The sequence below is a fragment of the Maritalea porphyrae genome, from assembly GCF_027213965.1.
Taxonomy (GTDB): domain Bacteria; phylum Pseudomonadota; class Alphaproteobacteria; order Rhizobiales; family Devosiaceae; genus Maritalea; species Maritalea porphyrae_A.
In genome coordinates, this window is record NZ_JAPWGX010000002.1 from 695206 (window position 1) to 718342 (window position 23137).

General features: G+C 49.6%; 25 protein-coding genes. 12 read left to right on the forward strand and 13 right to left on the reverse strand.

Features of this window, described 5'->3' with window-relative positions; genetic code table 11:
* Positions 1-19: 19 nt before the first annotated feature.
* Positions 20-1102, forward strand: a complete 1083-nt coding sequence (locus O4H47_RS08095) for a threonine aldolase family protein (RefSeq protein WP_269393446.1) — start codon at positions 20-22, stop codon at positions 1100-1102.
* Positions 1103-1111: 9 nt separating this feature from the next.
* A complete protein-coding gene (locus tag O4H47_RS08100) occupies positions 1112-1705 on the forward strand; it encodes a septation protein A (RefSeq protein WP_269393447.1) in 594 nt (197 codons plus the stop codon).
* A gap of 75 nt (positions 1706-1780) precedes the next feature.
* On the opposite strand, the gene O4H47_RS08105 is transcribed toward O4H47_RS08100, so the two are convergent.
* The 5 genes from O4H47_RS08105 to ccmA are packed head-to-tail and all read right to left on the reverse strand — an operon-like array spanning position 1781 to position 4582.
* Complete coding sequence (locus O4H47_RS08105; protein ID WP_269393448.1) at positions 1781-2332, reverse strand: DsbE family thiol:disulfide interchange protein; 552 nt, start codon at positions 2330-2332, stop codon at positions 1781-1783.
* Positions 2332-2502, reverse strand: coding sequence for a heme exporter protein CcmD (ccmD, locus tag O4H47_RS08110; protein ID WP_269393449.1), 171 nt, complete (start codon positions 2500-2502; stop codon positions 2332-2334). Before ccmD ends, O4H47_RS08105 begins: the two co-directional genes overlap by 1 nt.
* Positions 2499-3284 (reverse strand): heme ABC transporter permease, encoded by a 786-nt coding sequence (locus O4H47_RS08115; protein ID WP_269393450.1) that lies wholly within the window; start codon positions 3282-3284, stop codon positions 2499-2501. Before O4H47_RS08115 ends, ccmD begins: the two co-directional genes overlap by 4 nt.
* Before the next feature lie 9 nt (positions 3285-3293).
* Positions 3294-3959: a heme exporter protein CcmB gene (gene ccmB / locus O4H47_RS08120; protein ID WP_269393451.1), complete on the reverse strand. Its 666-nt coding sequence runs from the start codon at positions 3957-3959 to the stop codon at positions 3294-3296.
* Complete coding sequence (gene ccmA, locus O4H47_RS08125) at positions 3956-4582, reverse strand: heme ABC exporter ATP-binding protein CcmA (protein ID WP_269393452.1); 627 nt, start codon at positions 4580-4582, stop codon at positions 3956-3958. The genes ccmB and ccmA overlap by 4 nt, the downstream gene beginning before the upstream one ends.
* Before the next feature lie 515 nt (positions 4583-5097).
* Here ccmA and O4H47_RS08130 point away from each other — a divergent pair.
* Together O4H47_RS08130 and acnA are read left to right on the forward strand one after the other, a co-directional pair.
* Positions 5098-7890: a bifunctional aconitate hydratase 2/2-methylisocitrate dehydratase gene (locus tag O4H47_RS08130; protein WP_269393453.1), complete on the forward strand. Its 2793-nt coding sequence runs from the start codon at positions 5098-5100 to the stop codon at positions 7888-7890.
* Between the two features lie 295 nt (positions 7891-8185).
* Positions 8186-10861, forward strand: a complete 2676-nt coding sequence (gene acnA, locus O4H47_RS08135) for an aconitate hydratase AcnA (RefSeq protein ID WP_269393454.1) — start codon at positions 8186-8188, stop codon at positions 10859-10861.
* A 34-nt stretch (positions 10862-10895) separates the two neighbouring features.
* Here the strand turns inward: acnA and O4H47_RS08140 are convergent, their stop codons facing one another.
* Positions 10896-11495 carry an NAD(P)H-dependent oxidoreductase gene (locus O4H47_RS08140; protein ID WP_269393455.1) on the reverse strand — a complete coding sequence of 200 codons (600 nt, stop codon included), beginning with the start codon at positions 11493-11495 and terminating at the stop codon, positions 10896-10898.
* A gap of 79 nt (positions 11496-11574) precedes the next feature.
* Between O4H47_RS08140 and O4H47_RS08145 the strand changes: the two genes are divergently transcribed.
* From O4H47_RS08145 to O4H47_RS08155, 3 genes are all read left to right on the forward strand, one after another.
* Complete coding sequence (locus tag O4H47_RS08145; protein WP_269393456.1) at positions 11575-12123, forward strand: TetR/AcrR family transcriptional regulator; 549 nt, start codon at positions 11575-11577, stop codon at positions 12121-12123.
* Between the two features lie 69 nt (positions 12124-12192).
* Positions 12193-12933 (forward strand): DUF1223 domain-containing protein, encoded by a 741-nt coding sequence (locus tag O4H47_RS08150; protein WP_269393457.1) that lies wholly within the window; start codon positions 12193-12195, stop codon positions 12931-12933.
* A 322-nt stretch (positions 12934-13255) separates the two neighbouring features.
* Positions 13256-13603: a DUF2794 domain-containing protein gene (locus O4H47_RS08155; protein WP_269393624.1), complete on the forward strand. Its 348-nt coding sequence runs from the start codon at positions 13256-13258 to the stop codon at positions 13601-13603.
* Here the strand turns inward: O4H47_RS08155 and O4H47_RS08160 are convergent.
* Positions 13600-14106, reverse strand: coding sequence for a GNAT family N-acetyltransferase (locus O4H47_RS08160; RefSeq protein ID WP_269393458.1), 507 nt, complete (start codon positions 14104-14106; stop codon positions 13600-13602). The genes O4H47_RS08155 and O4H47_RS08160 overlap by 4 nt on opposite strands.
* Positions 14107-14190: 84 nt before the next feature.
* Entirely contained in the window at positions 14191-14961 is a 771-nt protein-coding gene (locus O4H47_RS08165) for a Bax inhibitor-1/YccA family protein (RefSeq protein ID WP_269393459.1), read from the reverse strand.
* 278 nt (positions 14962-15239) lie between these two features.
* Here O4H47_RS08165 and thpR point away from each other — a divergent pair, with 278 nt between their 5' ends.
* Positions 15240-15779 (forward strand): RNA 2',3'-cyclic phosphodiesterase, encoded by a 540-nt coding sequence (gene thpR / locus O4H47_RS08170; RefSeq protein WP_269393460.1) that lies wholly within the window; start codon positions 15240-15242, stop codon positions 15777-15779.
* Between the two features lie 13 nt (positions 15780-15792).
* On the opposite strand, the gene O4H47_RS08175 is transcribed toward thpR, so the two are convergent.
* Positions 15793-16614: a CPBP family intramembrane glutamic endopeptidase gene (locus O4H47_RS08175; protein ID WP_269393461.1), complete on the reverse strand. Its 822-nt coding sequence runs from the start codon at positions 16612-16614 to the stop codon at positions 15793-15795.
* 87 nt (positions 16615-16701) lie between these two features.
* The gene (locus tag O4H47_RS08180; RefSeq protein ID WP_269393462.1) at positions 16702-17166 is read right to left on the reverse strand and encodes a low molecular weight protein-tyrosine-phosphatase; all 465 of its coding nucleotides are present in this window, start codon (positions 17164-17166) and stop codon (positions 16702-16704) included.
* A gap of 200 nt (positions 17167-17366) precedes the next feature.
* On the opposite strand from O4H47_RS08180, the gene O4H47_RS08185 reads away from it, so the two are divergent.
* The 3 genes from O4H47_RS08185 to rlmN all read left to right on the forward strand — a co-directional run bounded on the left by O4H47_RS08185 (position 17367) and on the right by rlmN (position 19818).
* The gene (locus O4H47_RS08185; RefSeq protein ID WP_269393463.1) at positions 17367-17894 is read left to right on the forward strand and encodes an invasion associated locus B family protein; all 528 of its coding nucleotides are present in this window, start codon (positions 17367-17369) and stop codon (positions 17892-17894) included.
* A 75-nt stretch (positions 17895-17969) separates the two neighbouring features.
* Positions 17970-18491: an invasion associated locus B family protein gene (locus tag O4H47_RS08190; RefSeq protein WP_269393464.1), complete on the forward strand. Its 522-nt coding sequence runs from the start codon at positions 17970-17972 to the stop codon at positions 18489-18491.
* Positions 18492-18621: 130 nt separating this feature from the next.
* The gene (gene rlmN / locus O4H47_RS08195; RefSeq protein ID WP_269393465.1) at positions 18622-19818 is read left to right on the forward strand and encodes a 23S rRNA (adenine(2503)-C(2))-methyltransferase RlmN; all 1197 of its coding nucleotides are present in this window, start codon (positions 18622-18624) and stop codon (positions 19816-19818) included.
* Positions 19819-19832: 14 nt separating this feature from the next.
* Here rlmN and O4H47_RS08200 read toward each other — a convergent pair whose 3' ends face one another.
* Complete coding sequence (locus O4H47_RS08200) at positions 19833-20708, reverse strand: LysR substrate-binding domain-containing protein (protein ID WP_269393466.1); 876 nt, start codon at positions 20706-20708, stop codon at positions 19833-19835.
* 108 nt (positions 20709-20816) lie between these two features.
* Here O4H47_RS08200 and O4H47_RS08205 point away from each other — a divergent pair, with 108 nt between their 5' ends.
* Positions 20817-21521 carry an SDR family oxidoreductase gene (locus O4H47_RS08205; protein WP_269393467.1) on the forward strand — a complete coding sequence of 235 codons (705 nt, stop codon included), beginning with the start codon at positions 20817-20819 and terminating at the stop codon, positions 21519-21521.
* A 4-nt stretch (positions 21522-21525) separates the two neighbouring features.
* Here O4H47_RS08205 and O4H47_RS08210 read toward each other — a convergent pair whose 3' ends face one another.
* Entirely contained in the window at positions 21526-22518 is a 993-nt protein-coding gene (locus O4H47_RS08210) for a GlxA family transcriptional regulator (RefSeq protein WP_269393468.1), read from the reverse strand.
* Positions 22519-22525: 7 nt separating this feature from the next.
* Positions 22526-23080, reverse strand: coding sequence for an isochorismatase family protein (locus O4H47_RS08215; protein WP_269393469.1), 555 nt, complete (start codon positions 23078-23080; stop codon positions 22526-22528).
* Between the last annotated feature and the right edge of the window lie 57 nt (positions 23081-23137).

Consider the following 23137-nt stretch of genomic DNA (forward strand, 5'->3'; position numbering starts at 1 on the left):
GCATTGAGGGAGAGGCAAAATGATCGATCGGCGCAATATGGAAAAATGCGTGTATGTGCTGCCCAATTTTGCACCGCCCAATGTTACTGAAGTGTTCAAAATATTGGCCGCAAGTGAGCATGCGTTTTTGCCTTCCGATGTTTATGGCAAAGGGGGCGCTTGTGACGAGGTTGCGATGCGCTTGCAAAAGCTGTTCGATAAGCCTGCTGCGCGGTTCTGCGTTAAAGGCATGATTGGCCAAATGGCAGTTTTGCGGGCTGTCACCGAATTTGCTGGTAATAACCGCGTGGTGGTGCATCGGGCTTCCCACTTTGATTATGATGAAATGGAAGCAGTGGAAGTGCTGCATCCGATCCAGTTTTTGCGCGCTGGCAATCACCATCATCCCTTTACCGTGGATGACTTGGATAATTTGGGTGAAAAACCTGCTGTTGTGGCACTGGAGTTGCCCGTACGGCGTGCCGGTTATCGTTTGTTGCCTTTTGCGGAGTTGCAAAAGATTTCGACCTGGTGTCACGTGCATGACGTGCATTTGCATATTGATGGCGCGCGCATATTTGGTGTTGCGGCTGCTTATGGGAAGAAGTTTAGCGAAATTGCGATGTTGTGCGACAGCATCTATTGCTCTTTTTACAAAGAACTTAGAGGTCTAGGCGGCTGCGGAATCGCAGGGAGCAAAGCGCTATTGGATGCGGTTGATGTTTGGATCAGCCGGATGGGGGGCGATTTACCCTTCCAATTCCCCTATGCCATTTCAGCCCTGATTGGGATGGATAAGCATTTGAGCGAAATACCACATTATCTGGGGGCGGCGCGCACGATTGCGATGCTGATCAATCAAATTCCGGGCGTTTCGACCTCACCAGTGGTGCCGCACACCACAGGGTTTCAGGTGCATTTGAAGGCGGATAGAGCAAAAATTGAACAAGCGATAAAGCATATGATCGAATATGAACGTATTTGGATCACGGGAAGTGTAGCCCAAACCGCCATTGATGGGGTATATGGGTTCGATGTTGAGATAGGCGAAAGTGCAATGGCACTCGCGCCAGAGCGCTGGGCGTTCAATATGGAAAAACTAATGAAGATCGCACGGGGTTAGCAAGCGAATATGAGTGAGTTAAAACAACAGCCGGAAGAAATGAACTGGGCCGAACTTAAGCCGCAGCTGATCAAGCTCGCGCTGGAGTTGGGGCCTTTGGTGCTTTTCTTTGTGCTTAATGCGCGGGCGGGCATTTTTGTCGCTACGGGCTGGTTTATGGGCGCGATGGTGGTTTCGCTATTGGCCAGCTGGTTTTTGCTCAAACGTATTGCGGTGATGCCGTTGGTCACGGGCGTTGTGGTGCTGGTTTTTGGCGGACTTACACTTTGGCTGCAAGATGATACTTTCATCAAACTCAAGCCGACCATCGTCAACACATTGTTTGGCAGTGTTTTGTTGGGTGGGTTGCTGTTTGGTCAGAGCTTACTCAAATATGTATTTGGTGATGTCTATAAGCTTAAGCCTGAAGGCTGGCGTATTCTGACATGGCGCTGGTGTATCTTTTTCTTTGTTTTGGCCGTGATCAATGAGATCGTTTGGCGTAATTTCTCGACCGATTTTTGGGTGGCCTTTAAAGTCTGGGGGCTGATGCCCTTGACCTTGGTGTTCTCGTTTGCACTCGTGGTGCCAATTTTGACCAAATATGCGCCGGACGCTGAATAGGTTTTCACATTTTTTCAGGCCGCCGTTGGTCGCGGTGCTCCCGACCCGGCAGCTCCGCTGAATGGTGCCAAGGTTTTACGAGGTTGAAAGGGTATCCAATGCTTTTTCAATGGCTGGCACGACATCTTGTTCAAAGCTTTGTGCGTTAATCGGGCCGGTATGCTTATAAACAATCATGCCGTCTTGGTTCACCAAATAGCTTTCGGGCACCCCATAAACACCCCAGTCTAGGCTTACCCGACGGTTTCGATCGGCGCCGATGGCGGCGTAAGGGTTGCCCAATTCGGCCAAAAACTGGCGCGCGTTTTCTGGTTGATCATTATAATTAATGCCATAGATTTTGACATCGCTCCGTTTAGCGAGGGCGATGAGGAATTCATGCTCGTCGCGGCAGGGTACGCACCAGCTCGCAAAAACATTCACCAATGTGATTTGGCCCATTAGGTCTTGGGTGGAAAAGCCGGATTGATTGTGCCCCTCAATCCCCGCCAATTCGAATTGGGGGGCTGGTTTGTTCAACAATGCTGAGGGCAACAGGTTTGGGTCTTTGTTGATTTGGCTGGCAAAGAGCGCAAATAGTCCGCCCGTTATGATCAGGGGCAGCAGATAAATCCAAATGCGCTTCATTAGCTTTTCTCTTCAGAACGGCGACGCACGCCTTTTGCTTCTAATTCGGCCAGGCGTTTTTCTTGGGTGTGATAGTCTTGATTGACCAAAAACACCAATGCACCAACAAGGGCGCAGGTGATCAAGTAAGAGCCCGCGATATATTCAAAGTGTTGGGAAATATCGATCATGCGTGTTGTTCCCGTAAACGTTGGGCGTTGCGGCGTTCGAGCGCACGCACGCGGCGGCGCAATATTTCAGCGCGCATTGAAATGAAATGCAGCAGCAAAAACAGAAAAGAAAACCCAAAGAACATGACAAATAGCGGCAAAAGGATCGACATGGGCATGGTGGGCCCATCGGGTCTAAAGACGCTGGCGGGTTGATGCAGGGTGTTCCACCATTCAACGGAAAATTTGATAATGGGGATATTGATCGCGCCGACCAAAGTGATCACGGCGATAATGCGGCCCGCGCGGGCTTGGTCTTCAAAGGTGCGCCATAATGCAATGATCCCGAGATAAATGAACAGCATGACCAAGGTTGATGTCATGCGGCCATCCCATTCCCAAAAGGTGCCCCAAGTTGGTGCGCCCCAAAGTGCGCCGGTGGCTAAGGCAACGGCTGTAAATGTTGCGCCCAAGGGTGCCGCGGCTTTTGCAGAAACGTCCGCAAGCGGATGCCGCCAAACAAGCGAGCCAACCGAGGCCATAACCATTACCGCGTAGCAGAATTGGGAAAGCCAAGCGTTGGGCACATGCACATACATGATGCGCACCGTATCGCCTTGTTGATAATCAGCTGGCGAATTGAAAAACGCTAAATAGGTGCCGAACAGCAAAAGCGCCACGGAAATAATTGTGAGCGGCATGAGCCAATGTTTGGACCACAATAGAAAATGCCCCGGGTGCGCGATACGCGAGAAAAAGCCAAGATCTTGTGGTGTGGGATCAATAGATGCGTTTTTTGACATATATTCTTCTTACTCGGCTCCCATTTTCAACGCAAGCGCTGTTGCAAAGGGGGTGAACACCAAAGCCAAAAGCGTAAAACCTGCCAAAAACAGCAGGGCTGAACTTGCAGCCGTTTCAATTGCGCCGGTGGATAAGGCGCTGACCCCAAAAATCAGGGTGGGGATAGATAGTGGCAAAATAAGGATGGGGGCGATTAAGCCCCCGCGCTTTATTGTCACGGTTACAGCGGCTCCAATTGCGCCAAAACATACCAATGCGGGCGTGCCGATCAATAGGGTGAAAATCACCAAAAGGGTTTGGCCCGCATCCAAGTTGAGCAAGATCGCCAAGAGCGGTGTGGCCGCAATCAATGGCAAAGCATTGGTCAGCCAATGGGCCAGAATTTTTGCCGTCACAATCATTTCAAGCGGCAATGGGGCTTGGCTCATAGCGATTAGCGAGCCATCTTCGTGGTCGGTGCGGAACAAGCGATCTAGCGCCAATAAAAGCGACAGGAGCGCTGAAATCCAGATAATCGCCGGTCCAAGTTTGGCCAAAAGCACTTTATCAGGGCCAATCGCAAAGGGCATGATCGCCCCAACCATTACATAGAACAACAAAACCGTCATCGCATCGCCACCAATCCGAGTGGCGAGTTTGATGTCGCGTTTCACAACGGCCCAGAACGCTCTCATGCTGGCGCTCCGTTGATCAGAACTGTTTTGATTTTTTCGGCTGGTACATTGGGAATGTCTAAATGAGTGGCGGCAATGATGATGCCACCCTTTTGGGAATGTCTAGCGATGAGGTTGCCCACCCAAGCGTCGCCTTGTTTATCAAGGGCGGAAGTTGGTTCGTCTAATATCCAAATCGGGCGTTCAGCCACCAGCAATCGCGCCAAAGCCAATCGGCGGGTTTGCCCGGCTGATAATATGGATGCGTCACTATCGGCAATTGGGTGCAGGCCAGCAGCGTCAATCGCATTTTCTACATTTGCGGCGCTGCCATAAAGATCTGCCCAAAATTGCAAGTTTTCGCGCACGGTAAGGGTGGTTTTGACGCCGGGCACGTGGCCGATGACATGGATTAACTCGCGGGTTGAGCGGTTTTCGTCGCTCAAATGAATATCGATCAAGCCATGGGTTGGGGCAAGCGCGCCATAAAGGGCCGCGAGGCAGGTGGACTTGCCTGCGCCATTTGGCCCACGCAAAAGAATCACTTCACCGGGCATTGCATCAAAGGAAATGCCTTCGAAAATAACAAATCCGCCGCGCGACACAGCTAATTCGCGCACCTTAATGAACGTTTTTTCAACCATTTGAGCCATTTGATCCATATTGGAGTGATATTGGATTAAAGTAGAGGCTGGCAAGAGGAGAATATTTTCATTATAAAGCGCGCGAACACCTCCGTGGGGACAGAGGTGATCATTTCATGCTTTATGATCAAAAGCACATCTAGCGCTTTTGGTCGGGGCAAGTTTGAAATTTGAATGGACAGGCAGACGCCGTGACAGGATCCCCTTTGAACAGCTTTTACGTCAGACAGATTATAACGGACAGCTTTGGGCAACTTTGCGGCTTTAGTGTTGGCTCGGGTTTCAAGAGAAACCGCTCACGCATGTCCTGTGCACGTCAAAATCTACATTTTCACTGGTCTCCAAAGCTTGGTTTTTCGCGCAAAGAACCCTAGCTCTGGATTAAAGACTGTTCAAAATTTCTTGCCAGACGCAAGACGTTAAAATATTGATGCGCTTAGTTCGCTTTCGTGGCTTCTCTCAGGAACAAGTGAGGTCGTTTTGAAAGCAATATCAGGAATGGAAGGTTGCAAACCATGGGCTTATATACGGATTATTTTAACGAGATTGAAACTCGAAAAGCTGACGGATTGCACCCTAAGCCAATTGATGATGGTGGGTTGGTTGCAGAACTTGTTGCGCAGATCAAAGATGAGGGCAATGAGCACCGCAAGGAAAGCTTGAACTTCTTCATTTATAACACATTGCCAGGCACGACCAGTGCGGCAGGTGTTAAAGCCAAGTTCCTAAAAGAGATCATTCTTGGACAATCTGTTGTTCAAGAGATTACGCCAGATTTTGCTTTTGAGCTTTTGTCACACATGAAGGGTGGCCCTTCGATTGAAGTGCTGTTGGATTTGGCGCTGGGTGATGACGTAGCGATTGCTGAACAAGCAGCTGACGTGTTGAAAACCCAAGTGTTCCTTTATGATGCGGATACGAGCCGCCTGAAAGAAGCTTTTGAAGCGGGCAATGTGATTGCTAAAGACATTCTTGAAAGCTATGCGAATGCGGAGTTTTTCACCAAGCTTCCCGGCGTTGAAGAAGAAATTAAAGTGGTGACTTATATTGCTGGGGAAGGCGATATTTCGACGGATTTGCTGTCACCTGGCAATCAAGCGCACTCGCGTTCAGACCGCGAATTGCACGGCAAATGCTTTATTTCGGACAAAGCACAGGCCGAAATTCAAGCGCTCAAACTCCAACACCCTGATAAGCGCGTGATGTTGATTGCGGAAAAAGGCACCATGGGTGTTGGCTCTTCTCGCATGTCAGGCATCAACAACGCAGCATTGTGGACGGGCAAACAAGCCAGCCCCTATGTGCCCTTTGTGAACTTTGCGCCGATTGTTGCGGGCACCAATGGCATTTCGCCGATCTTTTTGACCACTGTTGGGGTTACCGGCGGTATTGGGATAGATTTGAAAAACTGGGTCAAGAAAACCGGCCCAGACGGCAAGCCGATCATCAACAATAATGGTGATGCGGTATTGGAAGAAAAATATTCCGTTGAAACCGGCACTGTGTTGACCATCAACACAAAGAAGAAAAAGCTTCTCGATGAGAATGGCGAAAAAGAGCACGCGGATATCTCATCAGCTTTGACAGCGCAAAAAGTTGAGTTCATCAAAGCTGCGGGCTCATATGCGATTGTGTTTGGTAAAAAGCTGCAAACTTTTGCGGCTGCAACGTTGGGCATTGAGGCGCCGCTTGTTTTTGCACCAGCCAAAGAGATTTCTCACGAAGGCCAAGGCCTGACGGCGGTTGAAAAGATTTTCAACAAGAACGCGGTTGGCGTGAAAAGCAAAACACCATTGCACGCCGGTTCAGACGTCCGGGTGGAAGTGAACATTGTTGGTTCGCAAGACACAACAGGTTTGATGACCGCCCAAGAGCTTGAAGCCATGGCGGCGACCGTGATTTCACCGATTGTTGATGGGGCATATCAATCTGGCTGTCACACCGCATCTGTGTGGGACATTAAAGCGCAAAACAATATTCCAAAGCTGATGAGCTTTATGAATAAGTTTGGTCTAATCACCGCGCGCGATCCCAAAGGCAGCTATCACGCGATGACCGATGTGATCCACAAGGTGCTCAATGACATCACTGTGGACGATTGGGCGATCATTATTGGTGGCGATTCACACACTCGTATGTCCAAAGGCGTTGCCTTTGGTGCGGACAGTGGCACGGTGGCGCTCGCGCTCGCGACAGGTGAAGCGACCATGCCAATTCCTGAATCTGTGAAGGTGACCTTTAAAGGCAAAATGGCCGACCACATGGATTTCCGTGATGTTGTGCATGCGACCCAATTGCAAATGCTAGAGCAATTTGGCGAGAACGTTTTCCAAGGCCGCATCATCGAAGTACATATTGGTACATTGTTGGCTGACCAAGCCTTCACCTTTACCGATTGGACCGCTGAGATGAAGGCGAAAGCCTCAATCTGTATCTCACAAGACGATACATTGATTGAATCGCTTGAGATCGCCAAACACCGCATCCAAGTGATGATCGATAAGGGCATGGAAAATGAAGCCAAAACGCTGCATAGCCTGATCGCCATTGCCGACAAGCGCATTGGGGAAATCAAGTCGGGCGAAAAGCCTGCGTTGCGCCCAGACGACAATGCGAAGTACGCCGCTGAAGTTGTTGTTGACCTCGACCAAATCGTTGAGCCAATGATTGCTGACCCGGATGTGAACAATATTGAGATTTCTAAACGTTACACCCACGATACGATCCGCCCAATCAGCTATTATGGGTCGGACAAAAAGGTTGATCTTGGGTTCGTTGGGTCATGCATGGTGCATAAGGGCGACATGAAGATCGTGGCGCAAATGCTGCGCAATCTTGAAAAAGTAAATGGCAAGGTGGAGTTTAACGCCCCGCTTGTTGTTGCTGCGCCGACCTACAATATCATCGACGAGTTGAAGGAAGAGGGCGACTGGGAAATCTTGCAAAAGTATTCAGGCTTTGAGTTTGACGACCTTAAGCCAAAAGCCGCGGCGCGCACGGAATATGAGAACATCATGTATCTTGAGCGCCCGGGCTGTAACCTTTGCATGGGGAACCAAGAAAAAGCGGCCAAAGGCGACACGGTGCTGGCCACCTCAACCCGCCTATTCCAAGGCCGGGTAGTGGAAGACAGTGCTGAGAAAAAAGGCGAAAGCCTGCTTGCATCAACACCAATCGTCGTGCTTTCAGCAATCCTTGGGCGCACCCCAAGCCTTGATGAGTATAAAGAAGCAGTTGAGGGTATCGACCTGACCAAATTCGCACCGCCTCAGGTGAAGCCGATCGACACAAAGTCTGTTCACTTCTAAGAGCCCTAAAGGCGCTAGAAACTAGACAAATCAAGCCGGTGGGGTGACCCGCCGGCTTTTTTTTGTGGCCAGCTGAGCATCACGTCTTCGTGTTTTTCAAAGTTTGTTCGATTTCGCTATTTTGTTGCCAAAGGGATGGAACCAAATACTGGCAACAAACGTTTCGTTTTACTATATGATGTTTGAACGTTGCCGTGGGGACAGTGACGTTTCTCCATCGGCTGTTGGTCGAAAGCGTCCCCTTATTGCTTTTGATCGACACCAGTTTGAACCATCTGGATAGGCAGGCAGCAAATTGACACACACTTCATTGAACAGTTTCAACGCCAGACAGACTTTGGTTGTTGGCGACAAATCTTACACTTATTATTCGCTCCCAGAAGCAGAGAAAAACGGGCTTTCGGGTATCTCGAAACTTCCAATTTCCCTCAAAGTGGTTTTGGAAAATCTATTGCGCTTTGAAGATGGCCGCACGGTCACCAAAGATGATATTGTGGCCTGCGCTGATTGGCTAAAAACCAAATCTTCTGCGCAGGAAATTTCCTTTCGTCCTGCGCGTGTGCTGATGCAGGATTTTACGGGTGTGCCCGCAGTTGTTGATTTGGCCGCGATGCGCGACGCCACCGCAAAGCTTGGCGCTGACCCACAAAAGATCAACCCCCAGGTGCCGGTGGATTTGGTGATTGACCACTCGGTGATGGTTGATTTCTTTGGTACTGGGCAAGCTTTTACCCAAAATGTGGAGCGTGAATATCAACGCAATGGCGAACGCTATGAGTTTTTGCGCTGGGGCCAAGAGGCGTTTGATAATTTCCGCGTGGTGCCGCCCGGAACGGGCATTTGCCACCAGGTGAATCTTGAGTATTTGGCCCAAACGGTTTGGACGAAAGAAGCCAACGGCGAAACCATTGCATATCCGGATACGCTTGTGGGTACAGATAGCCACACCACTATGATCAACGGTTTGGCCGTTTTAGGCTGGGGCGTTGGGGGCATTGAAGCTGAAGCTGCGATGCTGGGACAGCCGATCTCCATGCTGATCCCTGAAGTGATCGGTTTTAAACTTGAAGGCAATATGCGGGACGGTATTACCGCAACCGATTTGGTGTTGCGGGTGGTTGAAATGCTGCGTGAGCGGGGCGTGGTGGGTAAATTCGTTGAGTTTTATGGCCCAGGCCTTGATAATTTGACGTTGGAAGATCAGGCAACAATTGCCAATATGGCTCCAGAATATGGGGCGACTTGCGGTTTCTTTCCGGTGGACAGCGAAACGCTCGCCTATTTGGACACTACGGGTCGTGATGGGGACCGAGTGGCTTTGGTTGAAGCTTATTCTAAAGCTCAAGGCATGTTCCGCGATGCAAATACGGTTGAGGCAACTTATACCGATGTTCTTTATCTTGATTTGGATGGTGTGGTGCCAGCGATTTCTGGGCCAAAACGCCCACAAGATCGGGTGAATTTGGATGAGGCGAAGCAAAAGTTTGCTGAAGCGCTTGCGGGCGAATATGCCAAAACAGATGTACCAGCTGCACCGGTTGAGGGCACAGACTATTCGATCACCCATGGGGATGTGGTGATTGCGGCGATTACATCTTGCACCAATACCTCAAACCCTGCGGTTTTGGTGGCGGCTGGATTGGTGGCGCGCAAGGCGCGGGCGCTGGGGCTAGAGGTTCAACCTTGGGTCAAAACCTCTTTGGCGCCCGGATCACAAGTTGTGACCGAATATTTGACCGCTTCTGGTCTGCAAGATGATTTGGATGCGCTTGGTTTTAATCTTGTTGGATATGGCTGCACGACTTGTATTGGAAACTCGGGGCCTTTGCCCCCTGCCATTTCAAAAGCCATTGGTGCAAAAGATTTGGTGGCTTGCTCTGTCTTATCCGGTAACCGAAACTTTGAGGGTCGCGTGAACCCGGATGTAAAAGCGAACTATTTGGCCTCGCCGCCGTTGGTGGTTGCCTATGCGTTAGCGGGCAAAATGAGTATCGACATTACAACCGAACCCTTGGGCACGGGTAGCGATGGAAAACCGGTTTATTTAAAGGATTTGTGGCCAACGCTTGAAGAAATCTCTTCGATAGTGCGCCAGTCAGTTACGCGTGAGATGTTCATCAAACGCTATTCCGACGTGTTTAAAGGCGATGCAGGTTGGCAAAAGATTAAGGTTGAAGGGGGAGAAACTTACAATTGGAACTCTGCTTCCACCTATGTGCAAAACCCGCCGTATTTTGAGGGGGTGAGCAAAGAAATTACACCGCAAAAAGATGTGAAATCAGCGCGGATCTTGAGCCTATTTGGCGATAGCATCACAACTGATCATATTTCGCCAGCCGGGTCGTTTAAAGCGGATACACCAGCGGGTAAATATTTGCTGGACCGTCAAGTTGGGGTGAAAGACTTTAACTCCTATGGGTCGCGTCGGGGTAACCATGAGATTATGATGCGCGGCACATTTGCAAATATTCGAATCAAAAACCAAATGGTGCCCGGCGTTGAAGGTGGTTTCACCAAAGACCCATCAGGTGACGTTGCCGCCATGTATGACGCGGCAATGGCCTATGCTGAAAAAGGCACCCCTTTGGTGGTTTTTGGCGGCAAGGAATATGGCACAGGTTCTTCAAGGGATTGGGCGGCAAAAGGCACAAGACTGCTCGGCGTTCGCGCGGTGATCGTTGAGAGCTTTGAGCGTATTCATCGCTCAAACCTCGTGGGTATGGGGGTTCTTCCGTTGCAGTTTAAAGATGGTGCGAGCTGGAGTTCCTTGGGTCTAACCGGTGATGAAGAGGTGTCGATTGATGGGATTGGTGAGATCACGCCACGATGTGACGTAATCGTTAAGGTGAAATCAGCGGATGGATCTGAAAAGAGCTTTGAAGCGCTTTGCCGGATCGATACGGAAGACGAGTTAGATTACTTCCGAAATGGTGGTATTTTGCATTATGTCTTGCGCAATCTTGTTGCTTGATATTTGACATTGAACAGAATTTGGAGCGCGGCTTTTAAGCCGCGCTTTTTTGTTGGCGAGACGAATATTTGAACGCCATGTTTTTGACCTGTTCCAGCTTTTTTGCACGCGCGATATCGCTCATGTTCCGAACGGGTGAGATGTGTGTGGAGCGAACTGGTTTGAGACCAATGAACTTGAGGATTTGATTTTTCATCAGATTTGTCTGTGCACTGCAATAGCCAAACCGGTAATACCAATCCGGTGTATCAGAGGTCATGATGAGTTCGGCGGTGCGATCAGCCAATAGGCCCTTGGGGAAGGCTTTTCCCTGTTGATATTGGTAAGCGGTGCCTGAAACCAGCAACCGATCAAATAGCATTTTAAGCTCGCCTGGCATGCTGCCCCACCAAAGCGGGTGAGCGATAACAACGTGATCTGCTGCTTTCATTTCTTGCCAAAGTGCCTTCATATCAGCCGTCCAACTTGATTGTGATGGCAATGGACTATCTGTTTGGTTACCCAATTGGATGTTGGACAAAGACACAAGGCTTGTTTGCGCGCCGGCAAGCTGCGCGCCCTCTTGATAGGCTTTTGAAAGGGCGTGGGTGAAGCTTTGTTGGCGCGGGTGTCCGGATAAAATGAGAATATTCATGAGTTACTTCCAATAATTGACCATGGTCAACTTCTATAAAGTTCTTTTTGACCCCGGTCAACTATGTTAGGGAGTGATTATGAATAGACGAGTTGAAGCCAAACAAGTTCGCGCTCAAGAAACCAGGCGTGCTATTTTAGGTGCGTACCGAACCTTGGCGGAGCAAAGCCGTTATGATGAAATCTCCATTGCGCAAATAGCGCTGGCAGCTGGCGTGGGCAAGGGCACCGTACTCGCCCATTTTAGTGAAAAGCTGGCGATTGCAGCGACCATTTTCGCTAAAGAACTTGAACGTATTGCAAAGCGCTTAAAACAAGAGGGTACGTCTGACATAAGCACGATATGTGCGCAGCTCGCATCAATTTTGGAGTGGGCGGCAAAAGACGATGTTTATGCACGCCTAAGCGTTGGAGATGGCGCACAGATTTGCCGCGAGGTCATCGCCCCAAGCGAAGACAGATTGGTGGAACAGCTTACTACGTGTTTTGGTGCATCTGATGCCGCTTTGGCGGATGATCGCGCACAAGCGGTCAGGGCAAATTTGGTTTATGCCATTGTGGTCTTGCGCGTTTGTGCTGATATTGAAGAGGCAAAGTCCGTGTTTTTTCGGCTTTGTGCGCGTGTATAAATCTATGATCGCGAATTTGTCAGCGTGTGTGACTGGCGGGTGAGCGATACTTGGCTTAAGACAAAGGGCATGAAAAACATTATTTCAAAAATTGCGCTGCTGGCCAGCATGGTTGTTGGCGGCGTTGCGCCGGTGAAGGCAATGGACGTAAAAGGCCAGCCGATTGCGGTTTTGGAGCTTTTTACCTCGCAAGGGTGCTCATCTTGTCCACCAGCGGACGAGATTTTGGCCGAATTGGCCAAAGATAAAAATCTAATCACGCTCGCTTATCACGTGGACTATTGGAATTATATCGGCTGGGAAGATACGTTTAGCCAAAAAGAACACTCAGAATTGCAACGCCGCTATGCGCGCCAACGCAATGAAAAGCAGGTTTATACCCCTCAATTGCTGATCAATGGCACTGTTGATGTGGTGGGGTCGCATTTGGATGAAATTAAAGAAGCAACGGCAAATGCGAAACTTGACGTGATTGTCAATTTGCACGCTGAAGGTGACATGCTCTCCATCAATATTCCAAGCGCTGAAATTGCAGTGAAAGACGCGACCATTTGGTTGGTGCCGTTTGTCTCTAAAGCGCAGGTAAAGATCGAGCGGGGAGAAAACCGTGGTCAATTGATCACCTACTCATCCATCGTGCAAAAGCGTCAGCTGGTTGGCATGTGGTCGTCCAAAAAGGCGACCGAGTTGCGCATCCCGATGCCGCAGATGATGAATGAAGGCGTTGATGGGCTTGCGGTGCTGGTACAAGAACGAGCGCCCAACGGTTTGCCCGGTCGCATGCTCGGCGCGGTTTCGTTGCTGCGCTAATCTTTAAGCCAAAAGGTCTTCAACAAAGAACCCCCAATTTGGAGTTTGGGGGTTTTGGCTGTGCATGGTCAATATTTGGGGTCCGGCACCTTGGAGCTGCTCTTCGATTGGGGGCTAAAACAGTCCAAGGGCCGGGGTACTGGAGGCTATGATTGATATATAGAAGCGCAATCCGGCGATATCTTGAGCGAAATGTGACGATTTTGGGGCTTTTTATACCTTGTCTTAACCAAATATTGGCGCAATCATGTCAGGATAAGCTTGGTTAGGAGGTTTGACATTGACGGAGCATTTTTCACCAAAATCACCGGTTAAACTAAAGCTGGTTCATTCAAGTGACACTGTTCAATCAAGCAAACCCAAGCCCATTCCTGAAACCGTTGCCTTTGATCGCAAAGAGCTTTCCACCATTCTTAATGTTTACGGCCGACAGGTCGCAAAAGGCGAGTGGAAAGATTATGCCATTGATATGATGAAAGACCGGGCGGTGTTTTCGATTTTTAAGCGGGCCAGTGAAATGCCGGTTTTTCGGATCGAAAAGGACCCTAAGCTGCGCAAAAAACAAGGCATGTATCGGGTGGTTGGCCACGCCGGGCAAGTGCTCAAACGTGGGCACGAGCTGCACCAAGTATTGCGGGTTTTAGATGGTGATATTGTCGCTTTACGCTAATCTGCGTTATCGAGTTTGCGCTGCATAATAGTGACCCCATGCCATTGGCCAAACTTGTAGCCAACCTCCCCTAAGTAACCAACAGATTTAAAGCCAAATTTTTGATGCAAGCTGATGGAGGCTTTTGCATCATCTGCTATCATGGCGACGGCTGAGTGGAAATTTGGATCGGCTTCCAACTTTAACAAAAGAGCCTGCATAAGCGCGCTGCCAATGCCTTGGCCGTGTGCGCTGGGGTCTACATAAATGGTGATTTCGGCTGAATGTTGATAGGCGCGTTTGGGGCGGTAGGCGCTAGCATAAGCAAACCCGAGCAAGGCTTGATTGTCATCTAAGGCCATAAGGACCGGATAGCCATCGCGTGTCAGCGCCTCTAGCTTTTGTTCCATTTGCGCCGTGCATGGGGCGTCTAGATCAAACGTGATGGCACTGTTGGTGACATAGTGCTTATAGAGCGCTGTGATGCTTTCAAGCCATTCAAATGTGTAAGCTGCAATATGCATGTGGTCGCTCCCGCCCAACAAAAAAGGCCCCGTAAATGATACGAGGCCTTCTTGGTATTTCAAAGCCCTTTTGGGCGATGCCTGTTAGTTGCGATTGCCGAACAAACGCAACAGCATGATGAACAGGTTGATGAAATCAAGATACAGGGTCAAAGCGCCCATCAGCATCTTCTTGCCCATGGTTTCTGCGCCGTCACCTTCAAAATACATATTCTTGATCTTTTGTGTGTCGTAGGCGGTTAGGCCAACAAAGACCAGCACACCGATCACTGAAATGGCGAAAGCCAAAGGACCAGATGCCAAGAAGATGTTCACGATCGAAGCAATGATGATACCGATCAGACCCATCATAAGGAATGAACCCATGCCGGTTAGATCACGCTTGGTTGTGTAACCATAAAGGCTCATCGCACCAAATGTACCTGCAGTAATAAAGAATACCCGTGCAATTGAGGCACTGGTGTACTGCAAGAAGATTGATGAGAGCGACAGACCCATTGCGATGGCAAAACCCCAAAACACAAGTTGCGCTGTGGCGAACTTCATTTTGTTGATGCCCATGCTCAGGCCGAATACAAAGCCCAAGGGTGCAAGTGCAACAACCCACTGCAAAGGCGACCCATAAAGAGTTTGGCCGAGTGAAGTGAGCAGAATGCCGTTTTGCATTTGTGCAACGGCGGCTTCTGGGTTGGTTGTTGTGGTAAGCGTTGTCAAAAAGAACGCAACCACGCCGGTAATACCAAGCGCGATACCCATATAGTTATAGATGCCCAGCATGTAGCTGCGCAGGCCCTCGTCGATAGCGGCCTGTGTGCCGCTATGCGTGGCCGATGTTTGACGATCAAATTGTGCCATTGATGATAACCTCTTTATCAAATGCATCATTTTTGGCCATAGCCTTTGCGCCATGGGCCCTTCATCGCTCAATATGGCGATGGATTGTATAAAATACAAGACGGGGCTGCGTTAATTTTTGGCAAGAGCGGGGATGGAAAGGCAAAATAAAACAATGTGTTGAGTAGGATACGGCCCATTGTCAGAAAAATGTGATGCGAATCATGGTATGTTTTTGGTGTAGGCGCTTTAATATGGGCGTTAGAATATGTGGTCCACGTCACAAAAAGTGAGGTTTTATGCCGCGTTTATTTACGGGCTTAGAAATTCCACACGATGTTGGTTTTGCGCTCTCTTTAAAGCGGGGCGGGCTTGGTAAGTCCCGCTGGATCGATGCTTCCAACTATCACATAACGTTGCATTACATTGGCGATGTTGACAATCAAACCGGCAATGCGGTGGCCAATTGTTTGGATGGGTTGCGCGTTGATCCCCCCTTTAGTGTCACCATCAATCAGCTTGGGGTGTTTGGGGGCAATCGACCTCGGGTTCTTTATGCAGGGGTTGAACCATGCCCCCAATTATTGGCCCTGCACGAAATGCATGAACGGGCTTTGCAAAAGATCGGTTTAAAACCCGAAGGGCGTAAGTTTACCCCACACGTCACGCTGGCGCGGCTAAACGGGGTGAGCGCTGAAGAGGTGGCCAATCACATTGGCCGCGCGGGGGTGTTTTATCCTTTAACCTTTACGGTCAATCAATTCGTGCTCTATTCGGCCAAAGACTCGGTTGGCGGTGGGCCTTATCTGGTGGAAGAACGCTATCCATTGGCGGCTTAGTTTTTGCACGTGCCTATGTTTGAGCGCGTGCTGGGGCATCCAATTCCTTGCGCTTGAACCAAAATATGGTGCCCACGACCACGCCGGAAAGGGCGAGGGCAATGCCTGACTCGGACAATAAGTATTCCGACATTTGCGTTTTGACAAAAAGTGGGCTGATGTCTTGTAAGAAAGAATTGTGGGTGGTGTGCAGCAATACGGCCGTCCAAAGACTGCCCGAAATAATGCGCAACCAATTGATCGCAAGGTTCACCCCAAAGGCCAAAACAGTGAAGCACAATAGTCGCAGCCAAAGTGGTGCGCCGCCTGCATTGTAATCGGCGAATATGAAAATGGGAAAATGCACGAGAATCCAAACGACCCCTACGATCGTTGAGGCTTTTGCAAAGCTTGTGACTTTGCACAACTGAGGCAATAAAAAGCCGCGCCAGCCGATTTCTTCCCCCAAAACAAGAACACACAGGATCAAGATGTTGGCGAAAAAGAACTGAATGACTTCAGTTAATCCAAGTTCCGCCATCGCACTTGCGTCCAACAAAACCAATCCAGTGGCAAGCAAGAAAACGTAAGGAACAAGAATATACAAAAGTGGGATGAGGTAAGACACCAACATGAGTTTTGGCGATCCTAATCTCCAGCCAAAGCCTTTGAGGGATTTTGTGAAAAACCAACTGGTGCCCAGCCCAACGATGGCGGGCGAGAGCATGAGGGTCAAGGCATATGGGATATTTTGCGAAAGTCCCCGTCCGTCAAGGATGATCAGCGTGCTAAATAGAGCAACGATAATCGTTTCAATGATCAGAAAAGCAAAGATGCCTTTTTTGGTTTTGTTCATTTGTGGCCCAACTCATAATCTGCAAAGATATCTGTAGAGCCAATGTTTGGCCGCGCAGTTGAGCCTGATCAAGAGGCGCAGAAAACCTCAACTTTCTTTAAGCGTTTTTAACAAACCGTCGCTGGCGGCTTCGATGAGATCGAGTACGTTCTCAAATCCCTGGTCACCACCATAATAGGGATCGGGAACATCGGTGGTTGTGCTTTGTTCATAATTCAAAAACAGTTCGATTTTTGCCTTGCTGTTTTTGGGTGCTGCGCGCACCAAATCGACAAAGTTTTGCTGATCCATTGCTAGGATTAGATCGAAATGCTCAAAATCGGTTGGGTCAACGGCGCGGGCGCGCAAGGGCGACAAGTCATAGCCACGCAATTTGGCGTGGTGGGTAGCCCGCTGATCAGGTGGATTGCCCACATGCCAAGCGCCGGTGCCAGCGCTATCGATGCGCAAATCGGAGCGACCTTGGCCAATGGCTTTTTGGGAAAACACGGCTTCGGCCGTGGGCGATCGACAAATATTGCCAAGGCAAACAAATAGAATTGATCGGATCAAGGTGGGCTCGATTTCGGTTTTTGTTAAGACTTCATTCACCTTGAAAGGTGAAACAAGACAAAAGGTTTGGCAAGCGCCAAAATACCGCCCAATTTTGGACTATGTTGGCATTTGTATAAAATGGTTGCGATTTTTGCAGCTTGGTAACTTCGTTGGCGGATAATAGGCGGGAAGCGGGTATTTTGGACAGGAACCCAGAGATGATGACGGCAAAGAACATGAAAAAATTCGCACTGGCAGCTGGATTTGCTGCGCTCTCAACTTTTTCAGTTGTAGGAAGCGCTGAAGCTGCGACAAAACTTGGTACTTTTAAAGTCTGGACAGCATGGACGGACAAAGACGCAAATGGCACAATTTGCTATATATCTGCGACCCCAAAAGACAGCCAGCCCACAAATGTGAAGCGCGGGCCAATTCATTTTTTGGTGACGCATAGAATGGCAACAAAACAAAAGAACGAAGTTGCGACAATGATTGGCTATCCGTTCAAGGATAAAGCTGAAGCATCAGCAACAGTTGATGGCAAAGCCTATCCGATGGTTACCGACCCAAAACTAGAAGCTGGTTGGCTCTATAAAGAGCATGAAAATGGTTTTGTTGAAGCAATGAAGCGAGGCACCGAAATGGTGGTACGTGGCATTTCTTCTCGTGGCACCCGCACAACCGACACTTATTCATTGTCTGGCGTAACGGCTGCGATGAATGAGATCGATAAGGCGTGTAAATAGAATTTGCTGCACGAATGTTGGTTTTGTGGTTTAGTGCCACAAACCAACAGTGCTCAACATAGTTTGCTTAATTTCATGCGTCGCCAACTCATTAAAACGATCATCTCTTTCTGCGTTTTGGCGCTGGCCGCTTTGCCGCAAAGTGCTGTTGCGCAATCTGTGCAGTCGCTTGGCGATTTTAAAGCCTGGTCGGCTTACTCAACGACCCGCTCTGCAACACCATTTTGCTTTATTCACTCGAAACCGATTTCAGTTGAACCGGAATTGGAAGGCATGGAGCAACCCTATTTTTATGTGACCCACCGCCCCAGCGAAGGGGTGGCGCATGAGATGAATTTGGTGGCTGGGTTTGAATTGGGAACAGATAGTTTGGCCGTGATCAAAATTGGCGGCAATGAGTTTTCCATGTTTACCCAACAAGACTCAGCTTGGCTTGAAGATCCTTCTTTGTCGGGCGAAATGGCCTCTGCCATGCGGCGTGGTACCACCATGGAATTTGAAGGTGTGAACAAGCAAGGTGCGCGCGTTACCTTGACATTTTCACTGTCTGGGGCCACCGCATCGATGCGCAAAATCGACAGTGCGTGCAACCAATAAAGCCAACACAGCGCAAAGATGTTGGCGTTTTTGCATTGTGTGTGATAGGTGAGCCAACCTTAAATTTTCAAACGCGAATTGAGATGGGCCAGTTCCTTGATAGAATTGGCATCGCGTAGGTGGTGAATAAATGGCTATTACCCTTGATTTAGCCGCTGCAAAACCTGCAGCGGAAAAGAAACAGTCCCTGATTGGTATGGATCGCGCGCAGTTGAGCGAAGCGTTGGCGTCACTTGGTTTGCCTGAAAAGCAAATTCGGATGCGTGTTTCCCAACTGTGGAACTGGCTCTATGTTAATGGTGTGACCGACTTTGACGATATGTTGAATATCGCCAAAGGCCTGCGCGATCAGCTCAAGGAAAAGTTTGTTCTCAACCGACCTGAAATCGTGTCCGAGCAAGTCTCAACAGATGGCACCCGTAAATGGTTGTTCCGTTTTACTGACCCCGCACAACCCCATATGCCGCCAGTGGATGTTGAAACGGTTTATATCCCAGAAGAAGATCGCGGCACCCTTTGTGTATCTTCGCAAGTGGGTTGCACGCTGACCTGTACATTTTGCCACACGGGCACACAGAAGCTGGTGCGTAACCTGACGGCTGGTGAAATTGTTTCCCAAGTGCTGATGGCGCGCGAGCGTTTGGGCGATTATGCGGGCGGCACGCGCCCCACAGATGGTGTGGTGCCCAAAGAGGGCCTGCGCACGGTCACCAATGTGGTGATGATGGGCATGGGCGAGCCGCTTTATAATACGGAAAATGTTAAACGAGCGATGTTGTTGATGGCAGATGGTGATGGGATTTCCCTATCTAAACGCCGTATTACTTTATCGACTTCGGGTGTCGTGCCCGCGATTGCTGAAATTGGCGAAGAAACCGGCGTGATGTTGGCGATTTCCCTGCACGCTGTGCGCGATGAGTTGCGCGATATTTTGGTGCCGATCAACAAGAAATACCCGTTGGCAGAATTGCTTGATGCTTGTCGCAATTACCCAGGCGTATCCAACGCGCGTCGGATCACGTTTGAATATGTGATGCTTAAGGGCATCAACGATTCTATTGCGGACGCAAAAGCGCTGGTGCGCTTGCTTGACGGTATTCCAGCGAAAATCAATTTGATCCCGTTCAACCCTTGGCCAGGTTCAGAATATGAATGTTCAAGCTGGGCGCAAATTGAGAAATTTGCGGATGTGGTGAATATTGCTGGTTATGCTAGTCCAGTGCGCACCCCGCGTGGTCGCGATATTTTTGCGGCTTGTGGGCAGCTGAAATCTGAAAGCGAACGGTTGAAGAAAAAAGACCGGGATGCCTTGCAGGTAGGGTCATAAAACTAAGCTAGGGGTTAGGCCTGGTCTAATACCCATTGGCAAACGGTTTGCACCGCTGCGCGCTGGTTTTGTGCTTTTGTCATCAGATAAAATTGAATGTCTGTTTGAAGATCATATTCTTTGGGCAAGGCGCGCACCAGCTTGCCAGTTTTTAAGATCTCTTCCACCAGCATAAAAGGCACTAAGGCAATGCCAAGGCCATTGATGGCGGCATCGATAGCGTGGTTTGTTTGGCCAAAATCGAGCGGAATTGAGGGTAAATCAACAGCGAATGTGGTCGACCATTTTCGCCAAAAGTGATGGCCGTCATTGATGAGGGTCAGGTTTGCTAGATTTGTAACAGTAGGTAAGGCGGACTTTACCAAAGCTGGACTGGCAACAGCGATCAGCAAATTGGAAAGAATTGGTTTTGCGTCCAGATCTTCACTGGGTGTGCCGCCCCAACGAAGGGCAATATCAATGGCGTCAGGTCCGGTGAAGCGGCGAAGCTTTTCTGACGCATCTATGGTGATTACGATATCTGCGTGGTGCACATAAAAACTGGAAAGCTTTGGAATTAGCCAGCGGCTGGCAATTGAGGGGGTCGTGCTGACCGTAACCTGATTGGCGCTGGTTTGATGATTGGTGCTGAGTACGGCCGTTGCTTCGCCAATGCGCTCGAGGGCAGGTTCGATTTCTGCAAGATATATTTTGCACGTTGAGGTGGGTCTTAGACCTCGCGCCCATCGTTCAAAAAGCTTAAATCCAATCTCAGCTTCAAACTGCCTTACTTTTTGCGCAACAGCGCCCTGGGTCACCCCCAGCTGTTCGGCTGCGGCGCTGAAACTTCCAGAATTGGCTGTGGCGCGCAGCGCGCGCAAGGTCAGAATGCTGGGTAAACGTTGTTGCATGTTTGCTCAAGATGATAGAATTTCTACTATCTTGTGCCACAAATATTGATTTGTGTCGAGATAGTGTGGCTGTCATGGTGGTAGAAATTCTATTCTATGAGGTTGATTATGACGGATTTAAAGGTTGCACTTATCGTTGGTGGTGGCAGTGGAATTGGCGCGGATGCCGCCCGTCACTTTTCTGAAAATGGCTGGCAGGTTGCCATCCTTTCCTCTTCAGGAAAAGGGGAAGCACTGGCCCAAAAGCTTGGCGGCATTGGGGTGACGGGTAGCAACCAAAGTGTTGCGGACTTGCAAAAACTAACGGATCTGGCCTTGGCTCACTGGGGGCGCATTGATGCGGTTGTCTCAAGCGCTGGACATGGTCCTAAAGGTCCTGTGCTTGAGATATCGGATGATGACTGGCATGTGGGCATGGATGTTTATCTGCTGAATGTCATCCGGATTGCTAAAATCGTTGAACCGATCATGCAAAAGCAAGGCGGTGGTTCATTCGTCAATATTTCTACTTATGCCACTTTTGAGCCAGAGGCTCTGTTTCCGACGTCAGGGGTTTTTCGTGCCGCCTTGGCCGCTTTTACAAAGCTATTTTCGGACAAATATGCATCCGACAATATTCGGATGAATAATGTGCTGCCCGGTTTCATCGACAGTCTGCCAGAAACTGAAGATCGGCGTGCGCGCATTCCAATGGGACGTTATGGCCATGTTGAAGAAGTGTCTAACCTTATTGAGTTTTTGGCCTCGGATAAATCAAGCTATATGACCGGTCAAAACATTCGGGTGGATGGCGGTATTACGCGATCTGTTTGAACAATTACACTTGTTGGGATTGTCGCCATTGAGTTGGTGACAATTGATGATGTTTTTGCCACGCGCGGCGGAAATGGCGGGACGAGCCGAAACCCAAATCTCCCACCAGATGTTCAATGTTGATCTGTTCAGCACGCAGGGCATTCTCTGCAATGGCGATGCGCAGACCGTTGACATAGTCGGGTACGGACAGGCCTGTTTGATTGTTGAACAAGCGCGAGAAATGTCGCGCGCTCATATGGGCGTGTTTGGCCAAAGAACCCACATCCCAATCCTTTGTCGGATCGGCTGCAATAAGGTCCTGAATGCGGTGAATGGTGGGGTGCAGGTGAGAGCGGCCCTGCAACCAGGGTGAAAGCTGGGGGGCATCGCCATTGCGACGCGCATAGACCACCATATGTTTGGCGATCTCAGCGGCGGCGGCAATGCCCAACTTCTTGCCCACAATATGCAACATCAAATCGGTGCCGGAGGTGATGCCGGCGCTGGCAAAACGGTTTCGATCCTCCGTAAACAGCCGGTTTTCTTCGATCTTGATTTGCGGGCTTATGCTGCGCAATTCTTCCAAACAGTCGTGATGGGTTGTGCAGCGATATCCATCAAACAGGCCCGCCCGTGCGGCCAGCAAAGCGCCGCTGCAGATGGTGAGCAGGGTCTGCTTGGCAGTGAAAGTGGCACGTAGCCATTCAACGATCTTTTCATTGTCTGCCGTCCGCTGCGCCGCAGAAGGGCTGGGCAAATCCCCCAAAATGTCCTTTGTTGTGCCTGAGACCATCAAAAAACAGTTTGGTTGCAACTGATTGGGCAATTTAGATAGGCCTGAGACCTTTAGTCCCGCCGAGGTCATCATTTCATCACGGGGGGCGATATATTGCACATCAAAGATGATTTCAGATTGGATTTTGTTGGCGCGGCGCAGCACTTCGGCGGGCCCTGCGAAATCCAACATCAATGGGTTGGGGGCCAATAGAATATGAACCTTGATATGCTGCGCCATATTTTTCCTACTCTGAGAAATGGACGATGGCATCGTCAACGCTGCGTATGGTGGCGAAGCGGCCAGACAATACGGTTTCGGTGCGATGTTTGATTTGCTCCGCGGTGAGCAAGGAGCCATCGGGGTGGTTCATATCAAACGTTAGGGTCGCTTCGGTGACATAATTGACTTTATAGCCAATGTCAGAGCCGTGGCGCGTGGTGGTTTCGCAGCATTGCTCGGAGCGGATGCCACAAACGGTTATCTCGTTGATGCCGTTTTCTTTGAGCCAAATATCAAGCGTTGTACCGGCAAAAGCGGAGTGGCGGTGCTTTTCAATAATGGTGGCGGGTTCAATTTTAATCGGCGCGAGGGTTTTGATGTTGCCAGAAGCTTTTGAAAATGCGCCTTCAGGTTCCACGTGAAAGATTTGCACAATGGGTATGCCAGCCTCTTGCGCCCCATCGATCAGCTTTTGAGTGGCTTCAATGAAGGCGGGGACGTATTTTTCTTGATAATAGTCGCGCTTGGGAAAACTCTCTTGCACATCGACAACAAGGAGCGCTTGGTTGGTATGGGACATGCTCTGCCTCTCTCTCAGTTTGAGTTTGGGGGCAGAATGGCCTTTCTTTCAAGAAGA

What these genes read in the sequence shown, in the direction of transcription:
- O4H47_RS08095 (WP_269393446.1), top strand. Translation starts at nt 20, where the DNA reads ATGATCGATCGGCGCAATATGGAAAAATGCGTGTATGTGCTGCCCAAT.
- O4H47_RS08100 (WP_269393447.1), top strand. Translation starts at nt 1,112, where the DNA reads ATGAGTGAGTTAAAACAACAGCCGGAAGAAATGAACTGGGCCGAACTT.
- O4H47_RS08105 (WP_269393448.1), bottom strand. Translation starts at nt 2,332, where the DNA reads ATGAAGCGCATTTGGATTTATCTGCTGCCCCTGATCATAACGGGCGGA.
- ccmD (WP_269393449.1), bottom strand. Translation starts at nt 2,502, where the DNA reads ATGATCGATATTTCCCAACACTTTGAATATATCGCGGGCTCTTACTTG.
- O4H47_RS08115 (WP_269393450.1), bottom strand. Translation starts at nt 3,284, where the DNA reads ATGTCAAAAAACGCATCTATTGATCCCACACCACAAGATCTTGGCTTT.
- ccmB (WP_269393451.1), bottom strand. Translation starts at nt 3,959, where the DNA reads ATGAGAGCGTTCTGGGCCGTTGTGAAACGCGACATCAAACTCGCCACT.
- ccmA (WP_269393452.1), bottom strand. Translation starts at nt 4,582, where the DNA reads ATGGTTGAAAAAACGTTCATTAAGGTGCGCGAATTAGCTGTGTCGCGC.
- O4H47_RS08130 (WP_269393453.1), top strand. Translation starts at nt 5,098, where the DNA reads ATGGGCTTATATACGGATTATTTTAACGAGATTGAAACTCGAAAAGCT.
- O4H47_RS08140 (WP_269393455.1), bottom strand. Translation starts at nt 11,495, where the DNA reads ATGAATATTCTCATTTTATCCGGACACCCGCGCCAACAAAGCTTCACC.
- O4H47_RS08145 (WP_269393456.1), top strand. Translation starts at nt 11,575, where the DNA reads ATGAATAGACGAGTTGAAGCCAAACAAGTTCGCGCTCAAGAAACCAGG.
- O4H47_RS08150 (WP_269393457.1), top strand. Translation starts at nt 12,193, where the DNA reads ATGAAAAACATTATTTCAAAAATTGCGCTGCTGGCCAGCATGGTTGTT.
- O4H47_RS08160 (WP_269393458.1), bottom strand. Translation starts at nt 14,106, where the DNA reads ATGCATATTGCAGCTTACACATTTGAATGGCTTGAAAGCATCACAGCG.
- O4H47_RS08165 (WP_269393459.1), bottom strand. Translation starts at nt 14,961, where the DNA reads ATGGCACAATTTGATCGTCAAACATCGGCCACGCATAGCGGCACACAG.
- thpR (WP_269393460.1), top strand. Translation starts at nt 15,240, where the DNA reads ATGCCGCGTTTATTTACGGGCTTAGAAATTCCACACGATGTTGGTTTT.
- O4H47_RS08175 (WP_269393461.1), bottom strand. Translation starts at nt 16,614, where the DNA reads ATGAACAAAACCAAAAAAGGCATCTTTGCTTTTCTGATCATTGAAACG.
- O4H47_RS08185 (WP_269393463.1), top strand. Translation starts at nt 17,367, where the DNA reads ATGATGACGGCAAAGAACATGAAAAAATTCGCACTGGCAGCTGGATTT.
- O4H47_RS08190 (WP_269393464.1), top strand. Translation starts at nt 17,970, where the DNA reads ATGCGTCGCCAACTCATTAAAACGATCATCTCTTTCTGCGTTTTGGCG.
- rlmN (WP_269393465.1), top strand. Translation starts at nt 18,622, where the DNA reads ATGGCTATTACCCTTGATTTAGCCGCTGCAAAACCTGCAGCGGAAAAG.
- O4H47_RS08200 (WP_269393466.1), bottom strand. Translation starts at nt 20,708, where the DNA reads ATGCAACAACGTTTACCCAGCATTCTGACCTTGCGCGCGCTGCGCGCC.
- O4H47_RS08205 (WP_269393467.1), top strand. Translation starts at nt 20,817, where the DNA reads ATGACGGATTTAAAGGTTGCACTTATCGTTGGTGGTGGCAGTGGAATT.
- O4H47_RS08210 (WP_269393468.1), bottom strand. Translation starts at nt 22,518, where the DNA reads ATGGCGCAGCATATCAAGGTTCATATTCTATTGGCCCCCAACCCATTG.
- O4H47_RS08215 (WP_269393469.1), bottom strand. Translation starts at nt 23,080, where the DNA reads ATGTCCCATACCAACCAAGCGCTCCTTGTTGTCGATGTGCAAGAGAGT.